Origin of the sequence: Pseudomonas sp. SC3(2021), from assembly GCF_019856535.1 — a bacterium.
Classification (GTDB): domain Bacteria; phylum Pseudomonadota; class Gammaproteobacteria; order Pseudomonadales; family Pseudomonadaceae; genus Aquipseudomonas; species Aquipseudomonas monsensis.
This window is the reverse complement of record NZ_CP082236.1, coordinates 465,207-490,529: the sequence shown is the minus strand read 5'-3', so window position 1 is coordinate 490,529 and position 25,323 is coordinate 465,207. Positions and strand designations below refer to the sequence as shown.

The window sequence follows — 25,323 nt, the reverse complement described above, 5'->3', positions numbered from 1 at the left end:
GCTTCTCCCTGCTCTTTATAGAGAGCTTGTTGTTAGTGCAGAGGCCAATGCTGGTGGCAGGCGTGACGCACCGCAGCGGCGCTGTTCAGTTTGAGCAGGTCATGGCTGAGGCGTTGGCATTCGGCCTCGTGCAACTGGCGCACACGGTCCTTGATTTCACCGATCTGCACCGGGCTGACCGACAGTTCCGTCACGCCCAGGCCGATCAGCACCGGCGTCGCGAGCGGGTCGGAGGCGAGGGCGCCGCACACGCCGACCCAGCGCTTGTGCACTGCCGCGCCTGCGCAGGTCATGGCGATCAGGCGCAGCAGCGCCGGGTGCAAGGCATCGACCCGGGCGGCGAGGCCGGCATGGTCGCGGTCCATGGCCAGGGTGTATTGCGACAGGTCGTTGGTGCCGATCGAGAGGAAGTCGGCGTGCTCGGCGAGTTGTTCGGCTTGCAGCGCGGCGGCGGGGACTTCGATCATCACGCCGATTTCCGGGCGCTGGCTGATGTTCAGTTCCAGGCACAACGCATCGACGCGTTGACGAATGTGCAGCAGTTCGTCGACTTCGGTGACCATCGGCAGCAGGATCCGGCAGCGGCGCAGCGGGCTGACTTGCAGCAGTGCGCGCAGTTGCTGATCGAGGATTTCCGGGCGCGCCTGAGCCAGACGAATGCCACGCAGGCCGAGCACCGGGTTGGCTTCAATTGGCAACGGCAGGTAGTCGAGTTGCTTGTCGCCGCCGACGTCGATGGTGCGGATGATCACCGAGTGTTCGCCCATCGCGTCCAATACGCCTTGATAGGCCGCACGCTGTTCTTCGACATCCGGCGCGGTCTGACGATCGACGAACAAAAACTCAGTCCGCAGCAGGCCGACGCCATCGGCTCCGTTAGCAAAGGCATCTGCCGCTTCACCGCTGGAGGCGACATTGGCGACGACTTCGATGTGCACGCCATTGCGGGTTTCGGCAGGCAGGTTAGCCTTGGCTTGTTGCGCGTCGCGACGTTGTTGGCGGTCGATCTGCGCCTGTTGAACTGCAGCCAAGCGTTCAGCGTTGGGGGACAGTTCCAGGCGACCACCGTCGGCATCAAGCACGACCGATTGACCTTGCGGCTGATCAAGCAGTGCCGAACCCAGAGCCACCATGCATGGCAAACCTTTGCCGCGAGCCAGAATCGCCACGTGCGACGTCGCGCCGCCTGCGGCCATGCACAAACCGGCAACACCCTGGGCGCTGAGTTGCAGCAGATCCGACGGCGTCAGTTCATGCGCAGCAACGATGGCGCCGGCCGGCACCTCGTAATGCCAGGCTTCGCCGAGCAGCGCTCGCAGCACGCGTTGCTTGAGGTCGCGCAGGTCATTGGCCCGTTCGGCCAGCAGCGCGCTGCCGGTGCGTTGCAGCACCTCGCACTGGGCATCGATCGACTGGCTCCAGGCGTGAGTCGCCGCTGCGCCTTGAACGATGGAATGCTGCGCAGCGTCGAGCAGGGCCGGGTCTTCGAGCAGCGCCAGATGCGCGGCGAAGATCGCCTCTTCGTCGACATTCTTGTGTTTTTTCGCTTGCGCGAGGGTGGCGTGGATTTCGCTGCGCACCTGATTCAACGCCGACTCAAGGGCTTGCTGTTGCTGCAGCGGATCATGATTGCCCGCATCCGCCGGCAAACTGATCGCGTTCAGGCGAAACAGCGGCCCTGCGACCAGTCCCGGCGCAGCACATACACCGTGCAACACGCCAGCCTCGGGCGGGCGCTTAAGAGTGGCAACACTGACCGGCGCCGCCGCATGATGATCATCCGGCAGCGCCGTAGCCAACGCGCTGAGCAACGCTTGCAACGCCGCTTCGGCATCCGGCCCCTGACAACTGACGTGCACCTCGTCCTGTTCGCCAACCGCCAGGCCCATCAGCCCGATCAGGCTGTTGCACGGCGCCGATTTGCCGGCGAAGTGCAACTGCGAGTGGCTTTTGAAACCTTGCGCAGTCTGCCGAATCAGCGCGGCCGGGCGTGCATGCAAACCGCCACGATGCGCCACCGACACCTGCCCATGCACCTCAGTCCCGCCAGGTTCCTCAACATTCGCTGTCGCACTGTTGCGGGCAATGATGTGCAGCAACGGGTCGCCGACCTTCACCGCTTTGAGGGTGATCGGGCGAACCTCGAAGTCTTGACTGTTGGTCAGGATCAACAGGCTGACCAGGCTTTTGCATTGCTGGCCGACCTTGTCCAGGTCGTAGCGCAACAACGGTTGGCCCTTGCTGACACGGGTGCCGTCCTTGACCAGCATCGAGAAGCCTTCGCCGTTCAGTTCAACGGTGTCGAGGCCCAGGTGCAGAAGGATTTCCGCGCCGTTGTCGGCGCGTACTGTCAACGCGTGCCCGGTGCGCGCGACGTGGATGATCAGCCCGGCGCACGGCGAATACAGAGTGTCGTTCAACGGGTCGATGGCGATGCCGTCACCCATCGCGCCACTGGCGAATACCGCGTCCGGGACTTTGGCGAGCGTGAGCACCGGGCCGCTGAGCGGGGCGCTGAGGGTCAGCTCTTTATTGTTGTTGTGCATGGCTCGGTCTCATCAGGTGTGCAGTCATTCGGACTTAGTGCGTGCGGGTCACTTTGCTCAGATGGCGCGGCTGATCCGGGTCCATGCCGCGGGCCACGGCGAGGCCGGCGGCCATCACGTAGAAACTCTGGATCGCCAGAATCGGATCGAGGGCCGGGTGTTCGGCGCGGCTCAGGGTCAGGTCGCGATCGAGGACGTCGTCCGGCGCGGCGAGCAATACACGGGCGCCGCGCTGGCGCATTTCCGCCGCCAGACTGATCAGACCGGCCTGCTCGGCACCGCGTGGAGCGAAGACCAGCAGCGGGTAGTGTTCGTCGATCAGCGCCATCGGACCGTGACGGACTTCGGCGCTGCTGAACGCTTCGGCCTGAATCGCCGAGGTTTCCTTGAATTTCAGCGCGGCTTCCTGGGCGATGGCAAAACCGGCGCCGCGGCCAATCACCATCAGTCGTTCGCAGTCGCGCAGTGCGTCGATGGCCACGCTCCAGTCCTGTTGCGCCGCTTCGCGCAGGCCTTCAGGCAGAGCGTTGCCGGCTTCGAGCAGTTCGCGGTCTTCTTTCCAGTGCGCGATCAGTCGGGCGCTGGCGCTGAGGGTGGCGATGAAACTCTTGGTCGCGGCGACGCTGCTTTCGATACCGGCGAGCAACGGCAGGCTGAATTCACAGGCCGCTTCCAGTGGCGAATCGGCGGCGTTGACCATCGACACGCTCAGTGCGCCACGCTTGCGCAACAGACGCAGGCTGTTGACCAGATCCGGGCTCTGACCCGATTGCGAAAACGCGAAGGCGACCTGACCGCTGACCTTCAGTGGCGCCTGCTGCATGGTCACCACCGACATCGGCAACGACGCCACCGGCACACCCAGTTGCTGCATCGTGAGGTAGGCGAAGTAGCTCGCCGCATGGTCGGAGCTGCCGCGCGCGACAGTCATCGCCACTTGCGGCGGCTGACGACGCAGGCGCCCGGCGATCTCGATCATCTGTGGGTCGAGCTGTTGCAGTTGGGCTTGCACGGCCTCGAACGAGGACAGCGCCTCTTCAAGCATTTTTGAAGTCAATGTCTTCTCCTTCGACCATGACGGCGGTCAGTGTGAGTGAGCGATCCAGCCGCACGCAGTCGGCCCAGGCGCCAGGTTCGAGGCGCCCGCGTTCAGTGATGCCGAGGTAGTCGGCGGGAAATTGCGACAGGCGCTGCGAGGCCTCGGCGATCGGCAAACCGATCTTCACCAGGTTGCGCAGCGCTTGATCCATGGTCAGGGTGCTGCCGGCCAGCGTGCCGTCGGGCAGGCGCACGCCGCCCAGGCATTTGGTCACGGTGTGGCTGCCGAGCTTGTATTCACCGTCGGGCATGCCGGCGGCAGCGGTCGAATCGGTGACGCAGTACAGGCACGGGATCGAACGCAAGGCCACGCGGATCGCGCCGGGGTGAACGTGCAGCAAGTCCGGGATCAGCTCGGCGAATTTGGCGTGGGCCAATGCGGCGCCGACGATCCCCGGCTCGCGGTGATGCAGCGGGCTCATGGCGTTATACAAATGGGTGAAACTGGTGGCGCCGGCATCGAGGGCGGCGACGCCTTCTTCGTAGCTGCCGAGGGTGTGGCCGATCTGCATGCGGATGCCGCGGCTGCTCAGTTCACGAATCAATCCGTCGTGGCCGGCGATTTCCGGGGCGATGGTGATCACCCGGATTGGCGCCAGCGCCAGGTATTCCTCGACTTCGGCCATCAATGCGGTGTGGGCGAAATTCGGTTGCGCGCCGAGTTTTCCCGGATTGATGTACGGGCCTTCGAGGTGTACGCCGAGGACGCGGGCGGCACCTTTCGGACGTTGTTCACAGAATGTTCCGACATCCTTGAGGACGCTGGAGATCTCCGCGCTCGGCGCAGTCATGGTGGTGGCCAGCAGCGAAGTGGTGCCGAAGCGCACGTGGGTGCGGGTGATGGTTTCGAAGGCGCTGGCACCTTCCATGATGTCTTTGCCGCCACCGCCGTGAACGTGCAGGTCGATAAAACCCGGCAGCAGATAGGGCAGGTCATTGTCGGCCGGATCGCAGGGCACGCCTTCGATCGACACGACTTTGCCGTGTTCGTGGATCAGCCGGCCGCGAACCCAGCCGTGAGCGGTGAGGATGTTGTCTTCGGACATTTCGGTTCTCGCTTTGGGCCGCTCTCAGCGGCGCAGCTCTTGATCTACGAAGCTTTTTATCGACGAAGCTCTGCAACAAAGTCGTAGTAGTCGTTGCGGCAATAGGTGTCGGTGACTTCGATCGGCGTGTTGTCTTCGAGGTAGCCGACCCGGGTCATCAACAACATGGCGGTGCCGGGTGCGATGCCGACCAATGCGGCGAACTCGTCCGAGGCGTTGATCGCCTGAATGTGCTGCAGGGCGCGGACGATCGGTTTGCCGATGCCGTCGAGGTATTCGTAGAGCGAATCACCGACCAATTGCGGCTTGGGCATGATCGAGGCGGGCAGGGTGCTCATTTCGATGGCCATCACGGTGTCGTCGGCCTTGCGCAGGCGTTTCATGCGCGCCACTTTGTCGTTCGGCGACAGGCTCAGGCGGATCAGTTCTTCGTGGGTCGGCAGGGTGATTTCGCGCTCCAGCCACTGCGAGCTGGGTACAAACCCCTTGAGGCGGAGCATTTCGCTGAAGCCCGAAAGGCGCGACAGCGGCTGTTCGAGGCGCGGCGTGATGAAGGTGCCGGAACCTTGCAGGCGGCGGATCAGACCTTGATCGAGCAGCACTTCCAGCGCCTTGCGGGCGGTGACCCGGGAGATACCGAGCTGCTCGCTGAGGTTGCGCTCTGACGGCATCGCCTGTTCGGCCTTCCACTGCCCGGCATGGATCGCAGCTTCCAGATTGCGCGCCAGCTGCAGGTACAGCGGCGTCGGCTGGGAGTCATTCGGGCGTAGGGCCTGGAGGTCATTCATGCAGGTCATTTCCGGTGCGAGTATTGGATTGTTGTGGCTCGCTTGTGGGGCGGAAATTAATACCACTTGAATACCATGTCAACGCACGGAATTGACCTGTGGCCCAATGAAATGGCGGGTTATGGCTGGGTTGTCTTGAAGTGGTATTAGAGGTGGCGTGCAAAAAGCAAAAGATCGCAGTCTGCGGCAGCGCCTACAGTGGGAAGTGGTATCAACCCTGTAGGCGCTGCCGCTGGCTGCGGTCTTTTGATTTATTTTTTTGTGGGTGACCAGCGGTTGCTGATTACGGGCGAATCTCGATCATCGTACCGTCCGGCACCAGGCCCCAGACTTCACGCATGTCCATATTGCGCATGGCGATGCAGCCGTCGGTCCAGTCCAGGGTGTGGAACAGGTCTTCGGGGGTTTCTTCCGAATCCGGGGTGCCGTGGATCATGATCATCCCGCCAGGCTCGACACCTTCACGCCGGGCGCGCGCCGAATCGCTGATGTTCGGGTAGGAGATGTGCATCGCCAGGTTGAATTTTTCGCTGACCTTGCGCCAGTCGATCCAATAGAAACCTTCCGGGGTGCGTTTGTCGCCTTCAATCAGCTTCGGACCCTTTTTCGCGCCCTTGCCCAGGGAAATGCGATAGGTCTTGATCGGCTTGCCGTCGGCAATCAGCTGCAGTTGATGCGCCGATTTGAGCACCAGGATTTTTTCGATCATCGGGCTATTCGACGGCGTCACGGTGGTCACGAAAGACGCTTGGGAGACTGAGACGAACGACAGGCAAAACAGAGCAAACAACCAGCGCATTGAAACAATTCCCCAAGGAGTGACGCAGATATTTTATTAATAGAAGCTCAGGTGATCGCAGGCTGAGTCAACGGCGGTATCGATTCGGAACGAACCGGGTAGGTTTCGGCGCGCCGATCAGCGAAGAAGCATTCTAAGGTACGCCCCACCGTGCGGAAAGCCAGCTCGTCCCAGGGAATGTCGGCTTCGTCGAATAGTTGCACTTCGAGGCTCTCGGGGCCGGCGGCGAAGTCCATATCCACCAGTTCGGCGCGAAAGAACACATGCACCTGGCTGATGTGTGGCACGTCGATCAGGGTGTAGATACTCAAGTTGCGTACCCGGGCGCAGGCTTCCTCGGCGGTTTCGCGGATGGCGGCCTGCTCGATGGTCTCGCCGTTTTCCATGAAACCCGCCGGCAACGTCCAGTAGCCGAGGCGCGGCTCGATGGCGCGGCGGCAGAGCAGCACTTTCGTGCCCCAGGTCGGTACGCACCCGGCGACGATATTGGGGTTCTGGTAGTGAATGGTCTGACAGCTGTCACAGACAAATCGCAGCCGCGAATCGCCTTCGGGAATGCGCTGGGTGACCGGGTTACCGCACTGGCTGCAAAATTTCATACTCGGGTTCCTGAATGCTGCGCCTATCTTGGCGTGCAGCGAGGCCGGTCGGCAAGTTGTCGTTTCGCGACATGGCGAGATTCGGGGGCTTGGGCACGCGCATTGATTGGTGCATGATGCAGGGTAAGGCACAGATCGAGAACACTCATGCTGGATGAGCTACTGCATAGGGTAAGTAACCACACACCGCGCACGCTGGAGACCGATAAACGTTTCCCCGAGGCCGCCGTGCTGGTGCCGATCACCCGCAGTGACGAGCCGGAACTGGTCCTGACCCTGCGGGCCAGCGGGTTGTCGACCCATGGCGGCGAAGTCGCCTTCCCCGGTGGACGCCGCGATCCGGAGGACCCGGACCTGATCTTTACCGCCCTGCGTGAAGCCGAAGAAGAAATCGGCCTGCCCCCCGGACTGGTCGAAGTCATTGGTCCCCTGAGCCCGCTGATCTCCTTGCATGGCATCAAGGTCACGCCCTATGTCGGCGTAATTCCCGACTATGTCGAGTACCTGGCCAACGACGCCGAGATTGCTGCCGTTTTCACTGTCCCCCTCGAGTTCTTCCGCAAAGACCCCCGCGAGCACACCCATCGCATCGACTACCAGGGGCGCAGCTGGTACGTGCCGAGCTATCGGTTTGGCGAGTACAAGATCTGGGGGCTGACGGCGATCATGATCGTCGAGTTGATCAACCTGCTCTATGACGCCAGGATCAGCCTGCATCAACCGCCCAAAACATTTTTGAATACGTGAAACACCCCTGAAGCCATCGCTCGAATGGCCCGGCCCTGAGGAAAAACACGATGAAATACCGCCTGGGCGACGCCCGTGTCGACACCCATCCACAGAGCTGGGTCGCGCCCAATGCCGTGCTGGTGGGCAAGGTCAGACTGGAAGAGGGCGCCAACGTCTGGTTCAACGCCGTGCTGCGCGGTGATAACGAACTGATCCTGATCGGCAAGAACAGTAACGTTCAGGACGGCACGGTGATGCACACCGACATGGGCTTTCCGCTGACCATCGGCACCGGCGTGACCATCGGTCATAACGCCATGCTGCATGGCTGCACCGTTGGCGATTACAGCCTGATCGGCATTAACGCGGTGATTCTCAACGGCGCAAAGATCGGCAAGAACTGCATCATCGGCGCCAATTCGCTGATTGGCGAAGGCAAGGAAATCCCTGATGGTTCGCTGGTGATGGGCTCGCCGGGCAAGGTGGTGCGTGAGCTGACCGAGCCGCAGAAGAAGATGCTCGAAGCCAGCGCCGCACACTATGTGCACAATGCACAGCGTTACGCGCGTGATCTGGTTGAGCAAGAAGAATGAACACACCCGAAAGACCCGTCGCTTCGCCATGTGTGAATATTTGTGCGCTGGATGAGGACGACATTTGTACTGGCTGCCAACGTACGGTCGCGGAGATCACTCGCTGGGGGCGCATGACCAATGACGAGCGCCGCGTGGTGCTGGGGTTGTGTCATGAGCGGGCGAAGGCGAGTGGCTTGATCTGGATGATTCCCGGAAAATCAGGCGCCTGACCGGCCGCCTTCGCGAGCAAGCTCGCTCCCACATTTGAAATGCATTCCACTGTGGGAGCGAGCTTGCTCGCGAAGAGGCCCGCACAGCCGCTACTTCTTATTGGCCCACAACAATCTCTGAAGTAACCTGTGCGCCAATCTGACAGGTCGCCCCCATGATTTTCCTCATCGCCTACATCAGCAGCGTCGTGCTGATCAATTTCGCCTTCTCCACCGCGCCGCACCTGGACATCATCTGGTCGGCCTGGGGTGGCCTGGTGTTCGTGTTGCGCGACATGGTGCAGGCCCGTTTCGGCCACGGCGCCCTCGTGGCGATGCTGGCGGCGCTGGTGCTGTCTTACGTGACGTCCGATCCATCCATTGCCCTGGCCAGCGCCACCGCGTTCGCGGTGTCCGAAATCATCGACTGGCTGGTGTTCAGCATCACCAAGCGCCCGCTGCGCGACCGCTTGTGGATCAGCTCGGCGTTGAGCATTCCCCTCGATACTTTCATCTTCTTCGGCATGATCGACCTGATGACTCCGCCGGTGATCATCACCGCGCTGGCCTCGAAGTTCGCCGGTGTCACCGCCGTTTGGCTGATCATGGCCTGGCGCGAGCGCAAACAGGCTGTCGCCAGCTGAAGCCAAACCCTCGGGTTCATGTAAAATGCCGCGCTTTCTCCCCATGGAAAGCGCGTCTGGCGTTGCTTTCCTCGATGATCCGCTTCTTTGAGGACCTGAGATGACCCGTATCGGAACTCCATTGTCGCCGACCGCGACCCGCGTATTGCTGTGTGGCTGTGGTGAGTTGGGCAAGGAAGTGGTGATCGAGCTGCAACGCCTGGGCGTTGAAGTGATTGCCGTCGACCGTTACGCCAACGCGCCGGCCATGCAGGTTGCCCACCGCAGCCACGTGATCAACATGCTCGACGGTGCTGCCCTGCGTGCGGTGATCGAGGCCGAGAAGCCGCACTTCATCGTGCCGGAAATCGAAGCCATCGCCACCGCCACCCTGGTCGAACTGGAAGCCGAAGGCTTCACCGTGATCCCGACCGCCCGTGCCGCGCAACTGACCATGAACCGCGAAGGTATCCGTCGTCTGGCCGCTGAAGAGCTGGACCTGCCGACCTCGCCGTACCACTTTGCCGACACCTTCGAGGATTACAGCAAGGCCGTTGAGGACCTGGGCTTCCCGTGCGTGGTCAAGCCAGTGATGAGTTCTTCGGGCAAAGGCCAGAGCCTGCTGCGCAGCGCCGATGATGTGCAGAAAGCCTGGGATTACGCGCAAGAAGGCGGCCGGGCCGGCAAGGGCCGGGTGATCATTGAAGGCTTCATCGATTTCGACTACGAAATCACCCTGCTGACCGTGCGCCACATCGGTGGCACCACGTTCTGTGCACCTGTCGGTCACCGTCAGGAGAAGGGCGACTATCAGGAGTCCTGGCAGCCGCAGGCGATGAGCCCGATTGCCCTGGCCGAGTCCGAGCGCGTTGCCAAAGCGGTCACCGAAGCACTGGGTGGTCGTGGTCTGTTCGGAGTCGAGTTGTTCATCAAGGGCGATCAGGTGTGGTTCAGCGAAGTTTCGCCGCGTCCGCATGACACCGGTCTGGTGACCCTGATTTCCCAGGACCTGTCGCAGTTTGCGCTGCACGCACGCGCCATTCTCGGCCTGCCGGTGCCGCTGATCCGTCAGTTCGGCCCTTCGGCTTCGGCGGTGATTCTGGTGGAAGGGCAGTCGACCCAGACTGCCTTCGCCAACCTCGGCGCCGCGCTGAGCGAGCCGGATACGGCGCTGCGTCTGTTCGGCAAGCCAGAGGTCAATGGTCAGCGTCGCATGGGCGTGGCCTTGGCGCGGGATGAGTCGATCGAGGCTGCGCGAGCCAAGGCGACCCGCGCTGCTCAGGCTGTTGTGGTAGAGCTGTAAACCGAGGCGCGTCTATCGCGGGCAAGCCCGCTCCCACAGGTTTTTTGGTTGTGCACAACATGTGCGATCAACTGAGAACCCTATGGGAGCGGGCTTGCCCACGATAGCGATCTGTCAGGCAACCTGATTCAGATCGTTGCCACGCGTTTCCTTCAGGCACAGCACCGCTATCAGGCTAAGCACTGCTGCCGCCGATACATACCCGCCGACATAACTCAAACCGCCCATCGCCACCAGTTTCTGCGCGAAGAACGGTGCCGCCGAGGCGCCGACGATTCCGCCCAGGTTGTAAGCGGCCGATGCGCCGGTATAACGCACGTGAGTCGGAAACAGCTCGGGCAACAGCGCCCCCATTGGCGCAAACGTCACGCCCATCAAGAACAACTCGATGCACAGGAACAGCGCCACCCGCCAGGTCGAGCCCTGAGTCAGCAGCGGCTCCATCAGGAAGCCAGAAAGAATCGCCAGCACGCCACCAATGATCAGCACCGGTTTGCGCCCGTAACGGTCGCTGGCCCAGGCGGACAGCGGCGTTGCTGCGGCCATGAACAGCACGGCAAAGCACAGCAATCCTAGGAACGTCTCGCGGCTGTAGCCAAGGGTGGACACGCCGTAGCTCAGGGAAAATACGGTCGAGATGTAAAACAGCGCGTAGCACACCACCATGGCCGCCGCACCGAGCAGGGTCGGCGCCCAATACTGGCTGAGCAGCTCGACCAGCGGCACTTTCACCCGTTCCTGACGGGCAATGGCGTTGGCGAACACCGGGGTTTCGTGGAGCTTGAGGCGCACGTACAGGCCGACCATCACCAGCGCCGCACTGAGCAGGAACGGAATCCGCCAGCCCCAACTGCGGAACTGCTCATCGCTGAGGGTCATGGCCAGTGTCAGAAACAAGCCGTTGGCGGCGAGGAAACCAATCGACGGGCCGAGTTGCGGGAACATGCCGAACCACGCCCGTTTGCCTTTCGGGGCGTTTTCCGTCGCCAGCAGCGCCGCCCCACCCCATTCGCCGCCCAGGCCCAGGCCCTGACCGAAACGCAGCACGCACAGCAGGATCGGCGCCCAGGCCCCGATGCTGGCGTAACCCGGCAGCACGCCGATCAGCGTCGTACAGACACCCATCAGCAGCAAAGAAGCGACCAGCGTCGATTTGCGTCCGATACGGTCACCGAAATGGCCGAACAGCGCTGAGCCCAGGGGGCGGGCGAGGAAGGCGATGCCGAACGTGAGAAACGCCGAGAGCATCTGCGCGGTGCCGGAGGTTTGTGGAAAGAACACCGGCCCGATCACCAGCGCGGCAGCGGTGGCGTAAACGTAGAAGTCATAGAACTCGATGGCCGTGCCGATAAAACTCGCCGTGGCCACGCGTGTGGCAGAGTTGGTCGGTTGGGCAGGCGCGGTGGCGCTGTAAGCGGTGCTGGTTGTCATGCGGTGATCCCTGACAGTCATGAGCTCCATTGGAGCGAATTATTATGGTCGAGCACCCAGGGATGTGGGATGAGGCGCGGTCGCTGTTTCAGGTAGGAACAGTCGCCGGAATGCAGAGGAAATGGCCGAAACCTTTCGGGTGCGGGGTAAGCACGAGGTTTGGCGGTGCTTGGGTAAGCGGCTTGATTATAGGAAGCGGGCTAACGATCAAACAAGAGGGATAAAAAATCACCGCAATCTGCAGTCCAGTGATTCTGTAGCGAGGTCGCAAGCTCCCTCGCCACAAAAGCTTTAAATCTTGGCCGGCACCAGGCTCGTATGCCAGATCAACACCTTGCTCACCCGGTTCTCTTCGGTCTCGAGAATCTCCAGGCGATAACGTCCGATCTTCAAGCAAACCGCGCTCTCGGGAATCGTCTCCAACGCCTCGGTCACCAGACCATTCAGCGTCTTCGGTCCATCGCTCGGCAAATGCCAGCCCAGGCATTTGTTCAGCTCACGGATTGACGCGGTGCCGTCGATCACCATCCGCCCATCCGCTTGTGGATGAATGTGCGGGTTGTCGAGGCTGTGCTCGCTTTCGAATTCGCCGACGATCTCTTCGAGAATATCTTCCAGAGTGACGATGCCCAGCACTTCACCGTATTCGTCCACCACCATGCCCAGACGGCGCTGCTGTTTGTGGAAGTTCAATAATTGCAGTTGCAGTGGCGTGCTTTCCGGCACGAAGTACGGTTCGTAACTGGCGGCCAGCAGCGCTTCGCGGGTCAGATCACCGTTGTTCAGCAGATGCCGGATCTGCCGGGTATTGAGCACCGCTTCGACCTGATTGATGTCGCTATGGAACACCGGCAGGCGCGTGCGCTTGTTATGCCGCAGTTGTTCGATGATTTCTTCGATCGAGTCGTCGAGGTTGATGCCGTCGACGTCACTGCGTGGCACCAGAATGTCGTTGACCGTGATGTTGTCCAGCGCATGAATACCCGCAACCGGGTGTGCCCGGACCGGATGTTCCGGATCGTCATAACGGTCGGCCGGCGCTTCATCTTCACTCTGTTGCACCACCTGGGCCTTGCGCACAAACGGCGTCATCAACAGGCCGCTGAGGCGGCTGAACAGCCAGGCGAACGGATAAACGATCTTCAGCGGAACGCCCAACAGGGTATTGCCGAAGGCGAGCACGGCATCGGGGTAGCGTTGGGCAACCGTACGCGGGAAGTAATCGGCAAACACCAGCAGGATCGCGCCGGCACCGAGGCACGCCGCCCAAGGGCCGTTTTCTTCACAGAGAAAAATTGCCAGCAATGTGGCAATGACCATCGCGAGGGCGCGGCACAGGGTGTTGCAGAGGATCAGGCTGTCGAGCGGGAAGCTCAGCTTCGCCAGTGGCTTATCGCTGGCACGCGAGGCGGCGCGTTGCGCGAGCAGGTGTTGCTGCGCGATTTCGACGGCGGTAAACAGCCCCGACCACAAAACCAGCAGGACAAATACCGCAAGCATCGGCCCTATGGGCAAACCGTCCATTTATGCCGCCCGTCAGATGTGCAGGATGTATTCACGAACCAGTTTGCTGCCGAAATACGCCAACATCAGCAGGCAGAAACCGGCGAGCGTCCAGCGAATCGCCTTGTGGCCACGCCAGCCGAGACGGTTGCGGCCCCACAACAGCACGCTGAACACCACCCAGGCCAGGCACGCCAGCAGGGTCTTGTGCACCAGATGCTGGGCGAACAGGTTCTCGACGAACAGCCAGCCGGAAATCAGCGACAGCGACAGCAGCGTCCAGCCAGCCCAGAGGAAGCCGAACAGCAGGCTTTCCATGGTTTGCAGCGGCGGGAAATTCTTGATCAGCCCGGACGGGTGCTTGTGCTTGAGCTGGTGATCTTGCACCAGCAGCAACAAGGCCTGAAACACCGCGATGGTGAACATGCCGTAGGCGAGGATCGACAACAGAATGTGCGCGAGGATGCCCGGCTCTTCATCAATGATCTGCACGGTGCCGGCCGGCGCGAACTGCGCCAGCAGCACGGTGACCGCGCCCAGCGGGAACAGCAGCACCAGCAGGTTTTCCACCGGTATGCGCGAGCAGGCGAGCAGGGTCAGGGCAATCACCGCCGCGGCTATCAGGCTGGAGGCACTGAAGAAATCCAGGCCCAGGCCGATCGGGGTCAGCAGGTGCGTGAGCAGGCTGGCGCTATGGGCAACCACGGCGAGTACGCCGAGGCTAACGAGCAGGCGCTTGTTAGCCTTGGCGCCGGTGGCCAGACGGGTGCTCTGATAAAGGGTCGCAGCGGCATATAGAAGGGCGGCGGCGAGGGTGGTCAGCAAACTGGGTGACAAGGGGAGCATAAATCCTGTTAGGCAAGCCCGAAAGGCGCTGAGTTTGGCATAGAACCGCCATGGCACGAAAGACTCAGGAAGCTGACAGCGAGGTGTCCGCCGGCCGCAGTCTTCGCTATAATCCGCGACCTGCCCACGCCGCAGGCTCGCCGAGCACAAGTTGAATCCGGTCTGGGCCGCCATTATCCCGGTCTACACAGGGCCTGAAAGGATCGCGCAATGTTTGAAAACTTAACCGACCGTCTCTCGCAGACGCTGCGCCATGTCACCGGCAAGGCGAAGCTGACCGAGGACAACATCAAAGACACCCTGCGCGAAGTGCGCATGGCGTTGCTCGAAGCCGACGTCGCCCTGCCGGTGGTCAAGGACTTCGTCAATTCGGTCAAGGAGCGCGCTGTCGGCACCGAGGTGTCGCGCAGCCTGACGCCGGGTCAGGCGTTCGTGAAAATCGTCCAGGCCGAACTCGAAAGCCTGATGGGCGCGGCCAACGAAGACTTGAACCTGAGCGCCGTGCCGCCAGCCGTTATTCTGATGGCCGGTCTGCAGGGTGCCGGTAAAACCACCACCGCCGGCAAACTCGCGCGCTTCCTCAAAGAACGCAAGAAGAAGTCGGTGATGGTCGTGTCGGCGGACGTTTATCGTCCTGCGGCTATTAAACAGCTGGAAACCCTGGCCAACGACATCGGCGTGACGTTCTTCCCGTCCGATCTGAGCCAGAAGCCGGTCGACATCGCCAGCGCGGCTATTAAAGAAGCCAAACTGAAATTCATCGACGTGGTCATCGTCGACACCGCCGGTCGCCTGCATATCGACGAAGAGATGATGGGCGAGATCAAGGCGTTGCATGCCGCGATCAACCCGGTCGAAACCCTGTTCGTGGTCGACGCCATGACCGGTCAGGACGCCGCCAACACGGCGAAGGCCTTCGGTGACGCGCTGCCGCTGACCGGTGTGATCCTGACCAAGGTCGACGGCGACGCCCGTGGCGGTGCCGCCCTGTCGGTGCGCGCCATCACCGGCAAGCCGATCAAGTTCATCGGTATGGGCGAGAAGAGCGAAGCGCTCGATCCGTTCCACCCCGAGCGTATTGCTTCGCGGATTCTCGGCATGGGCGACGTGCTCAGCCTGATCGAGCAGGCTGAAGCGACGCTCGACAAGGACAAGGCCGACAAGCTGGCCAAGAAGCTGAAGAAGGGCAAGGGCTTCGACCTCGAAGACTTCCGCGATCAGCTGCAACAGATGAAGAACATGGGCGGCCTCGGCGGCCTCATGGACAAACTGCCGAGCATCGGCGGCGTCAACCTGTCGCAGATGGGCAATGCCCAGAATGCTGCAGAGAAGCAGTTCAAACAGATGGAAGCCATCATCAATTCCATGACCCCGGCCGAGCGCCGTGACCCTGAACTGATCAGCGGTTCGCGCAAACGCCGGATCGCCATGGGTTCCGGCACTCAGGTGCAGGACATTGGCCGCTTGATCAAGCAGCACAAGCAGATGCAGAAGATGATGAAGAAATTCACCGCCAAAGGCGGTATGGCAAAAATGATGCGCGGCATGGGCGGTATGTTGCCCGGCGGCGGCATGCCAAAAATGTAAGGTGCCCCGTCTCACCGATTCTGCTCACTTTTGGCGAGTGAAATGGGTGAGACAGGACACTAAGACTTCGCCGGTCGTCGCACCGGCGCAGACCCTGCAAGGATGCAGGATCAACAGCAAACCCGCACTCGGCGGGAGCTGACTGGCCGTTTTCATCGACGGCTCTCTATGCAAATCTGCACGGCATGCCATAGGCGCCGGAAAAAGTCATTTGCAAAAGTCCGGATATTCCTTAGAATATGCGGCCTTTCGGGCACCCATGCCCGCTGTGCATTTAGATTTGCAGCACCGACTACAGGAACGATGTTCACATGCTAACAATCCGTCTTGCCCTTGGCGGCTCCAAAAAGCGCCCGTTTTACCACCTGACCGTAACCGACTCGCGTAACCCGCGTGACGGCTCCCACAAAGAACAGGTTGGCTTCTTCAACCCTGTTGCCCGTGGTCAGGAAGTCCGTCTGTCCGTGAACCAAGAGCGCGTTGCCTACTGGCTGAGCGTTGGTGCACAACCTTCTGAGCGCGTTGCTCAGTTGTTGAAGGAATCTGCCAAGGCTGCGGCCTGAGCAATATGAACGCGACGCCTGCTGTTGCCGATGATTTGATCGTTATTGGCAAAATTTATTCTGTTCACGGCGTTCGCGGCGAAGTGAAGGTTTATTCCTTTACTGATCCGACTGAAAACCTGTTGCAGTACAAAACCTGGACGCTCAAGCGCGAAGGCAATGTCAAACAGGTCGAGCTGGTCAGTGGACGCGGGAGCGACAAGTTCCTGGTCGCAAAGCTCAAGGGTCTCGATGATCGTGAAGAAGCTCGTCTTCTGGCCGGTTATGAGATCTGCGTGCCGCGCAACCTGTTCGCTGAATTGACCGAAGGCGAGTACTACTGGTACCAGCTGGAAGGTCTGAAGGTCATCGACACCCTCGGGCAATTGCTGGGGAAAATCGATCATCTTCTGGAAACCGGCGCCAATGATGTAATGGTAGTCAAGCCTTGCGCTGGCAGCCTGGATGATCGTGAACGCCTGTTGCCCTATACGGAGCAATGCGTGTTGGCTGTCGACCTCGCAGCGGGCGAGATGAAGGTGGATTGGGATGCGGACTTCTAAACGTGGCTAATTTGCGCGTAGAAGTGATCAGTTTGTTTCCCGAGATGTTTTCCGCCATTGGCGACTACGGCATCACCAGTCGTGCGGTCAAACAGGGGCTCTTGCAGCTGACCTGTTGGAATCCGCGAGATTACACGACGGATCGGCATCACACTGTGGACGATCGCCCGTTTGGCGGTGGTCCGGGCATGGTGATGAAGATCAAGCCCCTGGAAGATGCTCTGGTTCAGGCCAAGGCAGCAGCCGGGGAGGCGGCGAAGGTGATTTACCTGTCCCCCCAAGGCCGTCAACTGACTCAGTCGGCGGTACGCGAGCTGGCACAATCGGATGCACTGATCCTGATTGCCGGCCGCTATGAAGGCATTGACGAGCGCTTTATTGAGGCTCATGTCGATGAAGAGTGGTCGATTGGCGACTATGTACTGTCTGGCGGCGAGCTGCCGGCCATGGTCCTGATCGATGCGGTTACACGACTGCTGCCTGGAGCTTTAGGGCATGCGGATTCCGCTGAGGAAGATTCCTTTACGGATGGTCTGCTGGATTGCCCGCACTACACCCGACCTGAGGTGTATGCGGATCAGCGTGTTCCCGACGTGTTGCTGAGTGGCAATCACGCGCATATCCGGCGTTGGCGTTTACAGCAGTCCCTTGGTAGGACCTATGAACGACGCGCCGATCTTCTGGAAAGCCGCTCGCTTTCTGGAGAAGAGAAGAAGCTGCTCGAGGAATACATCCGCGAGCGGGACGATAGTTAACAACGTATCGATGGTAGATCCGACGATTTACCTTAGGAGCACAGCATGACCAACAAAATCATCCTTGCACTCGAAGCAGAGCAGATGACCAAAGAAATCCCTACCTTTGCCCCGGGCGACACCATTGTCGTTCAGGTGAAAGTGAAGGAAGGCGATCGTTCCCGTCTGCAAGCGTTCGAAGGCGTTGTAATCGCCAAGCGTAACCGCGGCGTGAACAGTGCGTTCACCGTGCGTAAAATCTCCAACGGTGTTGGCGTAGAACGTACTTTCCAGACCTACTCCCCGCAGATCGACAGCATGGCTGTTAAACGTCGCGGTGACGTACGTAAAGCCAAGCTGTACTACCTGCGCGACCTGTCGGGTAAAGCAGCTCGCATCAAGGAAAAACTGGCTTAAGTCCAGCTTCCGATGCAGAAAAAAGCAGCCTACGGGCTGCTTTTTTGTTGCCCGCAATTTATCCACAGCTTTTTTGTTTCAGGCCAGAACCATGACCACCCGTGACCAGGAAATCCAGCGCCGCACCGAACTCTCGGTAACCCGCGTGACCAAGGCTGTCTTCCCGCCGACCACCAACCACCACAACACCCTGTTCGGCGGCACGGCGCTCGCCTGGATGGATGAGGTGTCGTTCATCACCGCCACGCGCTTCTGCCGGTTGCCGCTGGTGACCGTGTCCACCGACCGCATCGACTTCAACCACGCGATCCCGGCCGGTTCCATCGTCGAGTTGGTAGGACGGGTGATCAAAGTCGGCAATACCAGCCTCAAGGTCGAGGTGGAAGTGTTCGTCGAGAGCATGAGTTGTGATGGCCGCGAGAAGGCAATCCACGGACAGTTCAGCTTTGTCGCCATTGATGATGACAAGCGGCCGGTGCCAGTGCTGCCCGGGTTTGCTGCCTGATCCCGATTAGAGTCGAGCCGTTCGCGAGCAAGCTCGCTCCCACAGGAAGTGTGTCGTTCACAGTTTTTATGTTCGACACGAACCCTGTGGGAGCGAGCTTGCTCGCGAAGGCGTCAGGTCAGGCGCCGCTGGCCTCAGGCTGAATCAACGCCAGCAGCGTCCACCCGGATCCTGGTTTCAAAGCAGTCTCCGGCGTCACCACATGCACCCACCCGCTGTCATCGCGCATAAACAGCAAAGTCGCACGATTACCATGCAGCGCCCGGTAATCCTCCCAGCCAAAACCATCGGTCAACGTCGTGCTGTACAGCTCGGCCCCCTGGCCCATCTGGCTGGCCAGTTTCGCGTAGGTCAACGCCTCACTGCCCAGTTGATTGCCACGATGTTCCAGACTCGCTCGGTGTTTGTCGCTGCGACGGCTTTCATGGCCGCTGGCCAGGCCAAACAGCCGCTGATGGCCGAAGTCGTGGCGAAAGCGCATCGCCGCCAGGGTGTTGAGTTCACCGGAGGGCGACAGCGCCAGCAAATGTCCCAGCCCGACCAGGTCCAGATGTGCGTCGGCGTGCTGCGAGGCCGGATTGCCGAAGTAGGTCGGCAGACCTTCCATGCGCGCCGCACGAATGTTTTCCCAGCTCGAATCGGTCAGCAGCACGCGGCTACCCAGTTGCTGCAGTGATTTGCCCAGCGCCCGCGCCGGGCTGTTGGCGCCGACGATCAGGAAACCACTCGGCGCCGGTTCTGCCACCTTCAGCAGGCGGGCCAGTGGCCGAGCGGTGGCGCTCTGCAGAACCACGGTGCCGATGATCACCGCAAACGTCAGTGGTACCAGCAGCAGCGCACCCTCGTGCCCGGCTTCGTCCAGGCGAATCGCGAAAATTGCCGACACCGCCGCCGCCACGATCCCGCGCGGAGCGATCCAGCACAGCAAGGCGCGCTCGCGCCAGCTCAGGCTGGAGCCAGCGGTACTCAGCAGTACGTTCAGCGGGCGCGCGATCAGTTGAATCACCAGCAGCAGGATCAGCACCAAAGGGCCGAGGCCGATCAGTGCATTCAGATCCAGACGGGCCGCCAACAAGATGAACAGCCCGGAAATCAACAGCACACTGAGGTTTTCCTTGAAGTGCAGAATGTGCCGCACATCCACGCCCTTCATGTTGGCCAGCCACATGCCCATCAGCGTCACCGCCAGCAGGCCGGATTCGTGCATCACTTGGTTGGCTGCAATGAAAATCCCCAGCACTGCCGCCAGCGACGCGAGGTTATGCAGATACTCCGGCAGCCACTGGCGACGGATGATGGTGCCGAGCACCCAGCCACCGACAATCCCGAACACGCTGCCGCAGAGAATCACGCCGCCGAAAGTCAGCAGGCTCTGCTTGAGCCCCTGGCCCTCGCCGCTGGCAATGATGAAGCTGTAGACCACCACGGCGAGCAGGGCGCCGATCGGGTCGATGACGATACCTTCCCAGCGCAGAATGTTGGCGATCGACGCTTTGGGGCGCACCACCCGCAACATCGGCACGATCACCGTCGGGCCGGTCACCAGTGTCAGGCTGCCGAAAAGGATGGCGAGCAGCCAGTCGAAACCGAGTAGAAAATGCGTGGCGACGGCGATCACTACCCAGGTGGCGAGGGCGCCGATGGTCACCAGACGATGCACGACGCTGCCGATCTCGCGCCATTCAGACAGATGCAGGGTCAGGCTGCCCTCGAACAGGATCAATGCCACCGCCAGTGACACCAGAGGCATCAGCAGCGGTCCGAACATTTCCTGCGGATCGAGCCAGCCGAGTACCGGTCCCGCGAGAATCCCGGTCAGCAACAGAAACAGAATCGCCGGCAGCTTCAAGCGCCACGCCAGCCACTGACAGCCCAGCGCAGCAGCGCCAATCCCGCCGAATGCCAAGAGAATTTGCTGCTCGTTCATTGAAGCTCCCTGTTCCTTGAAATAGCGGGCTATGAAAGACTAGCGCCCATTCCTACAGTTCACTCTACATTTGCGCGCAATCCCCGAGGTTGCGTGTCTTGAGCGCCCATGCCTGCTATTGACCATCCGCTGATTGACCAATTCCTCGACGCTTTATGGCTGGAGAAGGGCCTGTCGGAAAACACCCGCGGCGCCTACCGCAGCGACCTGGCGCTGTTCAATGGCTGGCTGCAGGAGAAAAACCTCGAGCTGATCAACGCCGGTCGTGAATTGATCCTCGACCACTTGGCCTGGCGTCTGGAGCAGAACTACAAACCACGTTCCACCGCGAGATTTCTCTCCGGTGTGCGTGGCTTTTATCGTTATTTGCTGCGGGAAAAGCTGATCAGTGTCGATCCGACATTGCGCGTCGACATGCCACAACTTGGCCGACCGCTGCCCAAATCCCTGTCCGAAGCCGACGTGGAAGCCTTGCTGAAGGCGCCGGATCTGAGCGAAGCCATCGGCCAGCGTGACCGCGCCATGCTTGAAGTGCTCTACGCCTGCGGGCTGCGGGTGACCGAACTGGTGAGCCTGACGCTGGAGCAGGTCAACCTGCGCCAGGGCGTGTTGCGGGTGATGGGCAAGGGCAGCAAGGAACGGCTGGTGCCAATGGGCGAGGAGGCGATCGTCTGGGTCGAGCGTTACATGCGCGATGGCCGTAGCGAGCTGCTCGGTGGCCGGCCCAGCGATGTGCTGTTTCCCAGCCAGCGCGGCGAACAGATGACCCGCCAGACCTTCTGGCATCGCATCAAGCATTGGGCCAAGGTCGCCGGGATTGGCAAGTCGCTGTCGCCGCACACCTTGCGTCACGCATTTGCCACGCACCTGCTCAATCACGGCGCGGATTTGCGCGTGGTGCAGATGTTGCTCGGGCACAGCGACCTTTCCACTACGCAGATCTACACTCACGTTGCCCGCGCCCGCCTGCAGGACCTGCACGCCAAACACCACCCGCGCGGCTGATGAAATCTCCAATGGTGGAGTGTGTACCTGTGGTGAGGGGATAAATCCCCTCGCCACAATAATGTGTGTCAGTTGGCCTTGAGTGTCTTGTGTCAGGCGCATTCGGCCACCGTGACCTTATGTGTTAGGCTTTGCCGGTTTGCACGATGGACGGTTATGACCCGGTGTTCCGGCACGGGCGTTCTGACCGCTTCATTTGTCCGCCTTCAGGAGTTCTCATGCGTCTGACCCAGATTTTCGCCGCCGCAGCCATTGCGTTGGTCAGCACCTTTGCCGTCGCCGATGACGCGGCCGACAAAGCCATTCGTCAAAGCCTGGAAAAACTCGAACTCGAGGTTCCGGTAGAAAGCATCAGCGCCAGCCCGTTGCCGGGCATGTATGAAGTCAAGCTCAAGGGCAGCCGCGTGCTGTACGCCAGCGCCGATGGCCAGTACATCGTTCAGGGCTATCTGTTCCAGCTCAAGGACGGCAAACCGGTCAACCTGACCGAGAAGACCGAACGCCTGGGCATCTCCAAACTGGTCAACGCCATCCCGGTGGCCGAGACTGTGGTGTACCCGGCCGTGGGCGAGACCAAATCGCACATCACCGTGTTCACCGATACCACCTGCCCGTACTGCCACAAGCTGCACGCCGAAGTGCCCGAGCTGAACAAGCGCGGCATCGAAGTGCGTTATGTGGCCTTCCCGCGTCAGGGCCTCGGCTCACCGGGTGACGAGCAGTTGCAAGCCGTGTGGTGCTCGAAAGACAAGAAAGATGCCATGGACAAAATGGTCGATGGCAAGGAAATCAAGGCCGCCAAGTGCGAGAACCCGGTTTCGAAGCAGTTCGCCCTCGGTCAGTCGATCGGCGTGAACGGCACACCGGCCATCGTTTTGGCCGACGGACAAGTCATTCCGGGCTACCAGCCGGCGCCACAAGTCGCCAAACTGGCCTTGGGCGCGAAGTAATTCGCATCGTCACGGTCAGCCGTTGACGATCATGGTCCGGCAGCAGCATTGCCGGGCCATCAATAGAGGGCCGCGAGCACGCGGTTGTTTTCCGGCCGACCCAGCGTCGGCCGTTTTATGGGGAGTTCACAGTGAATCCGGTCAAAGTAGGCATCTGTGGGTTAGGGACCGTCGGTGGCGGTACCTTCAACGTACTTCAGCGCAACGCCGAGGAAATTGCTCGTCGTGCCGGGCGTGGGATCGAAGTGGCACAAATTGCCATGCGCACGCCAAAGCCTCAGTTCCAGACGACCGGTATTGCGATTACCACCGATGTCTTCGAAGTGGCCACGAACCCTGAGATCGACATCGTCATAGAGCTGATGGGCGGCTACACCGTTGCCCGCGAGCTGGTACTCAAGGCCATCGAGAATGGCAAGCATGTGGTCACCGCGAACAAGGCTCTGATTGCCGTTCACGGTAATGAAATTTTCGCCAAGGCACGCGAGAAAGGCGTGATCGTCGCGTTCGAAGCGGCGGTGGCCGGTGGCATTCCGGTGATCAAGGCGATCCGCGAAGGCCTGTCCGCCAACCGCATCAACTGGGTTGCCGGGATCATCAACGGCACCGGCAACTTCATTCTCACCGAAATGCGCGAGAAGGGCCGTACCTTCGAAGACGTGCTGGTCGAAGCGCAGGCGCTGGGTTATGCCGAAGCCGATCCGACCTTCGACGTCGAAGGCATCGACGCCGCGCACAAGCTGACGATTCTGGCGTCGATCGCGTTCGGTATTCCGCTGCAATTCGACAAGGCTTACACCGAAGGCATCACCAAACTGACCACCGCTGACGTGAACTACGCCGAAGCGCTGGGCTACCGCATCAAGCACCTCGGTGTGGCTCGCAGCACTGCGGCCGGTATCGAGCTGCGCGTACACCCGACGCTGATCCCGGCCGATCGTCTGATCGCCAACGTCAACGGTGTGATGAACGCGGTGATGGTCAACGGTGACGCCGCCGGCTCGACCCTGTTCTACGGCGCTGGCGCCGGCATGGAGCCAACCGCGTCGTCGGTGATCGCCGACCTGGTCGACGTGGTTCGCGCCATGACCTCCGACCCGGAAAACCGCGTGCCGCACCTGGCCTTCCAGCCGGACTCGCTGTCGGCCCATCCGATCCTGCCGATCGAAGCCTGCGAAAGCGCGTATTACCTGCGCATTCAGGCCAAGGACCATCCGGGCGTACTGGCTCAGGTGGCGAGCATCCTCTCGGAGCGCGGCATCAACATCGAGTCGATCATGCAGAAGGAAGTCGAAGAGCAAGACGGTCTGGTGCCGATGATCCTGCTGACCCACCGCGTGGTCGAGCAGCGTATCAACGATGCGATCGCCGCCCTCGAGGCGCTGGCCGGCGTGAATGGTCCGGTTGTACGGATCCGCGTCGAGCACCTGAACTAAACAGAAGCAGCTGCAAGCTTCGAGCTGCAAGTGGCAAGAGAAAAGCGGTCTGGCTTTTACTTGCAGCTTGTAGCTCGCAGCTTGCAGCTCAAACCGAAGGTTTGAAAACATGCGTTATATCAGTACCCGCGGCCAGGCACCGGCCCTGAATTTCGAAGACGTCCTGCTGGCCGGTCTGGCCACCGATGGCGGTCTGTACGTCCCGGAAAACCTGCCACGTTTCACCCAGGAAGAAATCGCTTCCTGGGCCGGCCTGCCGTATCACGAGCTGGCTTTCCGCGTCATGCGCCCGTTTGTCACCGGCAGCATTCCTGACGCCGATTTCAAAAAGATTCTCGAAGAAACCTACGGCGTGTTCTCGCACAGCGCCGTCGCGCCGCTGCGTCAACTGAACGGCAACGAATGGGTGCTGGAGCTGTTCCACGGCCCGACTCTGGCGTTCAAGGACTTCGCCCTGCAACTGCTCGGCCGCCTGCTCGACTACGTGCTGGAAAAACGCGGCGAGCGCGTGGTGATTGTCGGCGCCACCTCCGGTGATACCGGTTCGGCTGCCATCGAAGGCTGCAAGCACTGCGAAAATGTCGACATCTTCATCCTGCACCCGCACAACCGCGTGTCCGAAGTGCAGCGTCGGCAGATGACGACGATTTTCGGTGAGAACATCCACAACATCGCCATCGAAGGCAACTTCGATGACTGCCAGGAAATGGTCAAGAACAGCTTCGCTGACCAGAGCTTCCTCAAAGGCACGCGTCTGGTGGCGGTGAACTCGATCAACTGGGCGCGGATCATGGCCCAGATCGTCTACTACTTCCACGCCGCCCTGCAGTTGGGCGGCCCGGCGCGTTCGGTGGCGTTCTCGGTGCCGACCGGTAACTTCGGCGACATCTTCGCCGGTTACCTGGCGCGCAACATGGGCCTGCCGATCAACCAGTTGATCGTCGCCACCAACCGCAACGACATCCTGCACCGCTTCATGAGCGGCAATCAGTACGTCAAGGAAACCCTGCACGCCACGCTGTCGCCGTCGATGGACATCATGGTCTCGTCGAACTTCGAGCGCCTGCTGTTCGACCTGCACGGTCGCAACGGTGCAGCGATCGCCGGGCTGATGGACTCGTTCAAGCAGGGTGGTGGTTTCAGCGTCGAGCAAGAGCGCTGGACTGAAGCCCGCAAGCTGTTCGACTCGCTCGCCGTGGATGACGCGCAGACCTGCGAAACCATCGCTGAAGTCTACGAGCAGTGCGGCGAAGTGCTGGACCCGCACACCGCGATCGGCGTCAAGGCCGCCCGCGAATGCCGCCGCAGCCTGGACATTCCGATGGTAATTCTGGGCACCGCTCACCCGGTGAAATTCCCGGATGCGGTAGAGAAAGCCGGTGTAGGAAAAGCACTCGAACTGCCTGCACATCTTTCTGATTTGTTTGAGCGAAATGAACGCTGCACCGTTCTGCCAAACGAGCTGAAAGCCGTACAGGCCTTTGTCAGCCAGCATGGCAACCGCGGCAAGCCGCTTTAAGCCAGTAAAAGCTGTCACATTTTGAAGCCCGTCTCCTGACGGG

The 25,323-nt window shown here is 60.8% G+C and carries 25 protein-coding genes; 15 read left to right on the top strand and 10 right to left on the bottom strand.

The features are described from left to right. Positions 1-32: 32 nt before the first annotated feature. The 6 genes from ptsP to K5Y35_RS02310 form a co-directional block, all read right to left on the bottom strand. A complete protein-coding gene (ptsP, locus tag K5Y35_RS02335; protein ID WP_222833593.1) occupies positions 33-2,546 on the bottom strand; it encodes a phosphoenolpyruvate--protein phosphotransferase in 2,514 nt (837 codons plus the stop codon). A gap of 34 nt (positions 2,547-2,580) precedes the next feature. Continuing rightward, positions 2,581-3,591, bottom strand: coding sequence for an SIS domain-containing protein (locus tag K5Y35_RS02330; RefSeq protein WP_222834430.1), 1,011 nt, complete (start codon positions 3,589-3,591; stop codon positions 2,581-2,583). Beyond that, on the bottom strand, positions 3,584-4,690 hold the full coding sequence (nagA, locus tag K5Y35_RS02325; protein WP_123464922.1) for an N-acetylglucosamine-6-phosphate deacetylase: 1,107 nt from the start codon (positions 4,688-4,690) through the stop codon (positions 3,584-3,586). Before nagA ends, K5Y35_RS02330 begins: the two co-directional genes overlap by 8 nt. Positions 4,691-4,746: 56 nt before the next feature. Continuing rightward, the gene (locus K5Y35_RS02320; RefSeq protein WP_128615566.1) at positions 4,747-5,478 is read right to left on the bottom strand and encodes a GntR family transcriptional regulator; all 732 of its coding nucleotides are present in this window, start codon (positions 5,476-5,478) and stop codon (positions 4,747-4,749) included. A 283-nt stretch (positions 5,479-5,761) separates the two neighbouring features. Continuing rightward, complete coding sequence (locus K5Y35_RS02315; protein WP_123464926.1) at positions 5,762-6,277, bottom strand: murein L,D-transpeptidase family protein; 516 nt, start codon at positions 6,275-6,277, stop codon at positions 5,762-5,764. A 47-nt stretch (positions 6,278-6,324) separates the two neighbouring features. Further along, positions 6,325-6,876: an NUDIX hydrolase gene (locus K5Y35_RS02310; RefSeq protein WP_123464928.1), complete on the bottom strand. Its 552-nt coding sequence runs from the start codon at positions 6,874-6,876 to the stop codon at positions 6,325-6,327. Positions 6,877-7,023: 147 nt separating this feature from the next. On the opposite strand from K5Y35_RS02310, the gene K5Y35_RS02305 reads away from it, so the two are divergent. From K5Y35_RS02305 to purT, 5 genes are all read left to right on the top strand, one after another. Continuing rightward, positions 7,024-7,623, top strand: coding sequence for a CoA pyrophosphatase (locus tag K5Y35_RS02305; RefSeq protein ID WP_123464930.1), 600 nt, complete (start codon positions 7,024-7,026; stop codon positions 7,621-7,623). Positions 7,624-7,673: 50 nt separating this feature from the next. Beyond that, entirely contained in the window at positions 7,674-8,198 is a 525-nt protein-coding gene (locus K5Y35_RS02300; protein WP_186745029.1) for a gamma carbonic anhydrase family protein, read from the top strand. Then, positions 8,195-8,410 carry a DUF1289 domain-containing protein gene (locus K5Y35_RS02295; protein WP_123464933.1) on the top strand — a complete coding sequence of 72 codons (216 nt, stop codon included), beginning with the start codon at positions 8,195-8,197 and terminating at the stop codon, positions 8,408-8,410. The genes K5Y35_RS02300 and K5Y35_RS02295 overlap by 4 nt, the downstream gene beginning before the upstream one ends. A gap of 155 nt (positions 8,411-8,565) precedes the next feature. After that, a complete protein-coding gene (locus tag K5Y35_RS02290; RefSeq protein WP_128615564.1) occupies positions 8,566-9,033 on the top strand; it encodes a VUT family protein in 468 nt (155 codons plus the stop codon). A 100-nt stretch (positions 9,034-9,133) separates the two neighbouring features. Beyond that, a complete protein-coding gene (gene purT / locus K5Y35_RS02285) occupies positions 9,134-10,315 on the top strand; it encodes a formate-dependent phosphoribosylglycinamide formyltransferase (RefSeq protein ID WP_102900595.1) in 1,182 nt (393 codons plus the stop codon). Between the two features lie 114 nt (positions 10,316-10,429). Here purT and K5Y35_RS02280 read toward each other — a convergent pair whose 3' ends face one another. The 3 genes from K5Y35_RS02280 to K5Y35_RS02270 all read right to left on the bottom strand — a co-directional run bounded on the left by K5Y35_RS02280 (position 10,430) and on the right by K5Y35_RS02270 (position 14,095). Next, positions 10,430-11,746 carry an MFS transporter gene (locus K5Y35_RS02280; RefSeq protein WP_222833592.1) on the bottom strand — a complete coding sequence of 439 codons (1,317 nt, stop codon included), beginning with the start codon at positions 11,744-11,746 and terminating at the stop codon, positions 10,430-10,432. A gap of 291 nt (positions 11,747-12,037) precedes the next feature. Next, positions 12,038-13,270: a transporter associated domain-containing protein gene (locus K5Y35_RS02275; RefSeq protein ID WP_222833591.1), complete on the bottom strand. Its 1,233-nt coding sequence runs from the start codon at positions 13,268-13,270 to the stop codon at positions 12,038-12,040. Between the two features lie 12 nt (positions 13,271-13,282). Further along, positions 13,283-14,095, bottom strand: coding sequence for an inner membrane protein YpjD (locus K5Y35_RS02270; RefSeq protein WP_123464945.1), 813 nt, complete (start codon positions 14,093-14,095; stop codon positions 13,283-13,285). Positions 14,096-14,305: 210 nt separating this feature from the next. Here K5Y35_RS02270 and ffh point away from each other — a divergent pair, with 210 nt between their 5' ends. From ffh to K5Y35_RS02240, 6 genes are all read left to right on the top strand, one after another. Further along, on the top strand, positions 14,306-15,682 hold the full coding sequence (gene ffh, locus K5Y35_RS02265; protein ID WP_123464947.1) for a signal recognition particle protein: 1,377 nt from the start codon (positions 14,306-14,308) through the stop codon (positions 15,680-15,682). 311 nt (positions 15,683-15,993) lie between these two features. Next, positions 15,994-16,245, top strand: coding sequence for a 30S ribosomal protein S16 (gene rpsP, locus K5Y35_RS02260; protein ID WP_003198088.1), 252 nt, complete (start codon positions 15,994-15,996; stop codon positions 16,243-16,245). A 5-nt stretch (positions 16,246-16,250) separates the two neighbouring features. After that, positions 16,251-16,787 carry a ribosome maturation factor RimM gene (gene rimM / locus K5Y35_RS02255; protein WP_085688896.1) on the top strand — a complete coding sequence of 179 codons (537 nt, stop codon included), beginning with the start codon at positions 16,251-16,253 and terminating at the stop codon, positions 16,785-16,787. A gap of 44 nt (positions 16,788-16,831) precedes the next feature. Continuing rightward, positions 16,832-17,542 (top strand): tRNA (guanosine(37)-N1)-methyltransferase TrmD, encoded by a 711-nt coding sequence (gene trmD / locus K5Y35_RS02250; RefSeq protein WP_231988031.1) that lies wholly within the window; start codon positions 16,832-16,834, stop codon positions 17,540-17,542. 45 nt (positions 17,543-17,587) lie between these two features. After that, positions 17,588-17,938: a 50S ribosomal protein L19 gene (gene rplS / locus K5Y35_RS02245; protein ID WP_003175895.1), complete on the top strand. Its 351-nt coding sequence runs from the start codon at positions 17,588-17,590 to the stop codon at positions 17,936-17,938. Positions 17,939-18,029: 91 nt separating this feature from the next. Further along, on the top strand, positions 18,030-18,443 hold the full coding sequence (locus tag K5Y35_RS02240) for an acyl-CoA thioesterase (protein ID WP_041063151.1): 414 nt from the start codon (positions 18,030-18,032) through the stop codon (positions 18,441-18,443). Between the two features lie 118 nt (positions 18,444-18,561). On the opposite strand, the gene K5Y35_RS02235 is transcribed toward K5Y35_RS02240, so the two are convergent. Continuing rightward, entirely contained in the window at positions 18,562-20,370 is a 1,809-nt protein-coding gene (locus K5Y35_RS02235) for a cation:proton antiporter (RefSeq protein WP_123464952.1), read from the bottom strand. Between the two features lie 108 nt (positions 20,371-20,478). On the opposite strand from K5Y35_RS02235, the gene xerD reads away from it, so the two are divergent. The 4 genes from xerD (at position 20,479) to thrC (ending at position 25,280) form a co-directional block, all read left to right on the top strand. Then, on the top strand, positions 20,479-21,375 hold the full coding sequence (gene xerD, locus K5Y35_RS02230; protein ID WP_128615256.1) for a site-specific tyrosine recombinase XerD: 897 nt from the start codon (positions 20,479-20,481) through the stop codon (positions 21,373-21,375). Positions 21,376-21,593: 218 nt separating this feature from the next. Further along, positions 21,594-22,325, top strand: coding sequence for a bifunctional protein-disulfide isomerase/oxidoreductase DsbC (gene dsbC / locus K5Y35_RS02225; RefSeq protein WP_222833590.1), 732 nt, complete (start codon positions 21,594-21,596; stop codon positions 22,323-22,325). A gap of 131 nt (positions 22,326-22,456) precedes the next feature. Continuing rightward, positions 22,457-23,761 (top strand): homoserine dehydrogenase, encoded by a 1,305-nt coding sequence (locus K5Y35_RS02220; RefSeq protein ID WP_123464955.1) that lies wholly within the window; start codon positions 22,457-22,459, stop codon positions 23,759-23,761. A gap of 109 nt (positions 23,762-23,870) precedes the next feature. Continuing rightward, positions 23,871-25,280: a threonine synthase gene (gene thrC, locus K5Y35_RS02215; RefSeq protein WP_123464957.1), complete on the top strand. Its 1,410-nt coding sequence runs from the start codon at positions 23,871-23,873 to the stop codon at positions 25,278-25,280. The last annotated feature ends 43 nt before the right edge of the window (positions 25,281-25,323 follow it).

What these genes read in the sequence shown, in the direction of transcription:
- K5Y35_RS02275 (WP_222833591.1), bottom strand. Translation starts at nt 13,270, where the DNA reads ATGGACGGTTTGCCCATAGGGCCGATGCTTGCGGTATTTGTCCTGCTG.
- ptsP (WP_222833593.1), bottom strand. Translation starts at nt 2,546, where the DNA reads ATGCACAACAACAATAAAGAGCTGACCCTCAGCGCCCCGCTCAGCGGC.
- K5Y35_RS02305 (WP_123464930.1), top strand. Translation starts at nt 7,024, where the DNA reads ATGCTGGATGAGCTACTGCATAGGGTAAGTAACCACACACCGCGCACG.
- trmD (WP_231988031.1), top strand. Translation starts at nt 16,832, where the DNA reads ATGTTTTCCGCCATTGGCGACTACGGCATCACCAGTCGTGCGGTCAAA.
- K5Y35_RS02310 (WP_123464928.1), bottom strand. Translation starts at nt 6,876, where the DNA reads ATGAAATTTTGCAGCCAGTGCGGTAACCCGGTCACCCAGCGCATTCCC.
- K5Y35_RS02240 (WP_041063151.1), top strand. Translation starts at nt 18,030, where the DNA reads ATGACCACCCGTGACCAGGAAATCCAGCGCCGCACCGAACTCTCGGTA.
- rpsP (WP_003198088.1), top strand. Translation starts at nt 15,994, where the DNA reads ATGCTAACAATCCGTCTTGCCCTTGGCGGCTCCAAAAAGCGCCCGTTT.
- K5Y35_RS02290 (WP_128615564.1), top strand. Translation starts at nt 8,566, where the DNA reads ATGATTTTCCTCATCGCCTACATCAGCAGCGTCGTGCTGATCAATTTC.
- ffh (WP_123464947.1), top strand. Translation starts at nt 14,306, where the DNA reads ATGTTTGAAAACTTAACCGACCGTCTCTCGCAGACGCTGCGCCATGTC.
- K5Y35_RS02315 (WP_123464926.1), bottom strand. Translation starts at nt 6,277, where the DNA reads ATGCGCTGGTTGTTTGCTCTGTTTTGCCTGTCGTTCGTCTCAGTCTCC.
- K5Y35_RS02320 (WP_128615566.1), bottom strand. Translation starts at nt 5,478, where the DNA reads ATGAATGACCTCCAGGCCCTACGCCCGAATGACTCCCAGCCGACGCCG.
- K5Y35_RS02280 (WP_222833592.1), bottom strand. Translation starts at nt 11,746, where the DNA reads ATGACAACCAGCACCGCTTACAGCGCCACCGCGCCTGCCCAACCGACC.
- K5Y35_RS02330 (WP_222834430.1), bottom strand. Translation starts at nt 3,591, where the DNA reads ATGCTTGAAGAGGCGCTGTCCTCGTTCGAGGCCGTGCAAGCCCAACTG.
- K5Y35_RS02270 (WP_123464945.1), bottom strand. Translation starts at nt 14,095, where the DNA reads ATGCTCCCCTTGTCACCCAGTTTGCTGACCACCCTCGCCGCCGCCCTT.
- purT (WP_102900595.1), top strand. Translation starts at nt 9,134, where the DNA reads ATGACCCGTATCGGAACTCCATTGTCGCCGACCGCGACCCGCGTATTG.
- K5Y35_RS02300 (WP_186745029.1), top strand. Translation starts at nt 7,674, where the DNA reads ATGAAATACCGCCTGGGCGACGCCCGTGTCGACACCCATCCACAGAGC.
- thrC (WP_123464957.1), top strand. Translation starts at nt 23,871, where the DNA reads ATGCGTTATATCAGTACCCGCGGCCAGGCACCGGCCCTGAATTTCGAA.
- K5Y35_RS02295 (WP_123464933.1), top strand. Translation starts at nt 8,195, where the DNA reads ATGAACACACCCGAAAGACCCGTCGCTTCGCCATGTGTGAATATTTGT.
- K5Y35_RS02235 (WP_123464952.1), bottom strand. Translation starts at nt 20,370, where the DNA reads ATGAACGAGCAGCAAATTCTCTTGGCATTCGGCGGGATTGGCGCTGCT.
- nagA (WP_123464922.1), bottom strand. Translation starts at nt 4,690, where the DNA reads ATGTCCGAAGACAACATCCTCACCGCTCACGGCTGGGTTCGCGGCCGG.
- dsbC (WP_222833590.1), top strand. Translation starts at nt 21,594, where the DNA reads ATGCGTCTGACCCAGATTTTCGCCGCCGCAGCCATTGCGTTGGTCAGC.
- rplS (WP_003175895.1), top strand. Translation starts at nt 17,588, where the DNA reads ATGACCAACAAAATCATCCTTGCACTCGAAGCAGAGCAGATGACCAAA.
- xerD (WP_128615256.1), top strand. Translation starts at nt 20,479, where the DNA reads ATGCCTGCTATTGACCATCCGCTGATTGACCAATTCCTCGACGCTTTA.
- rimM (WP_085688896.1), top strand. Translation starts at nt 16,251, where the DNA reads ATGAACGCGACGCCTGCTGTTGCCGATGATTTGATCGTTATTGGCAAA.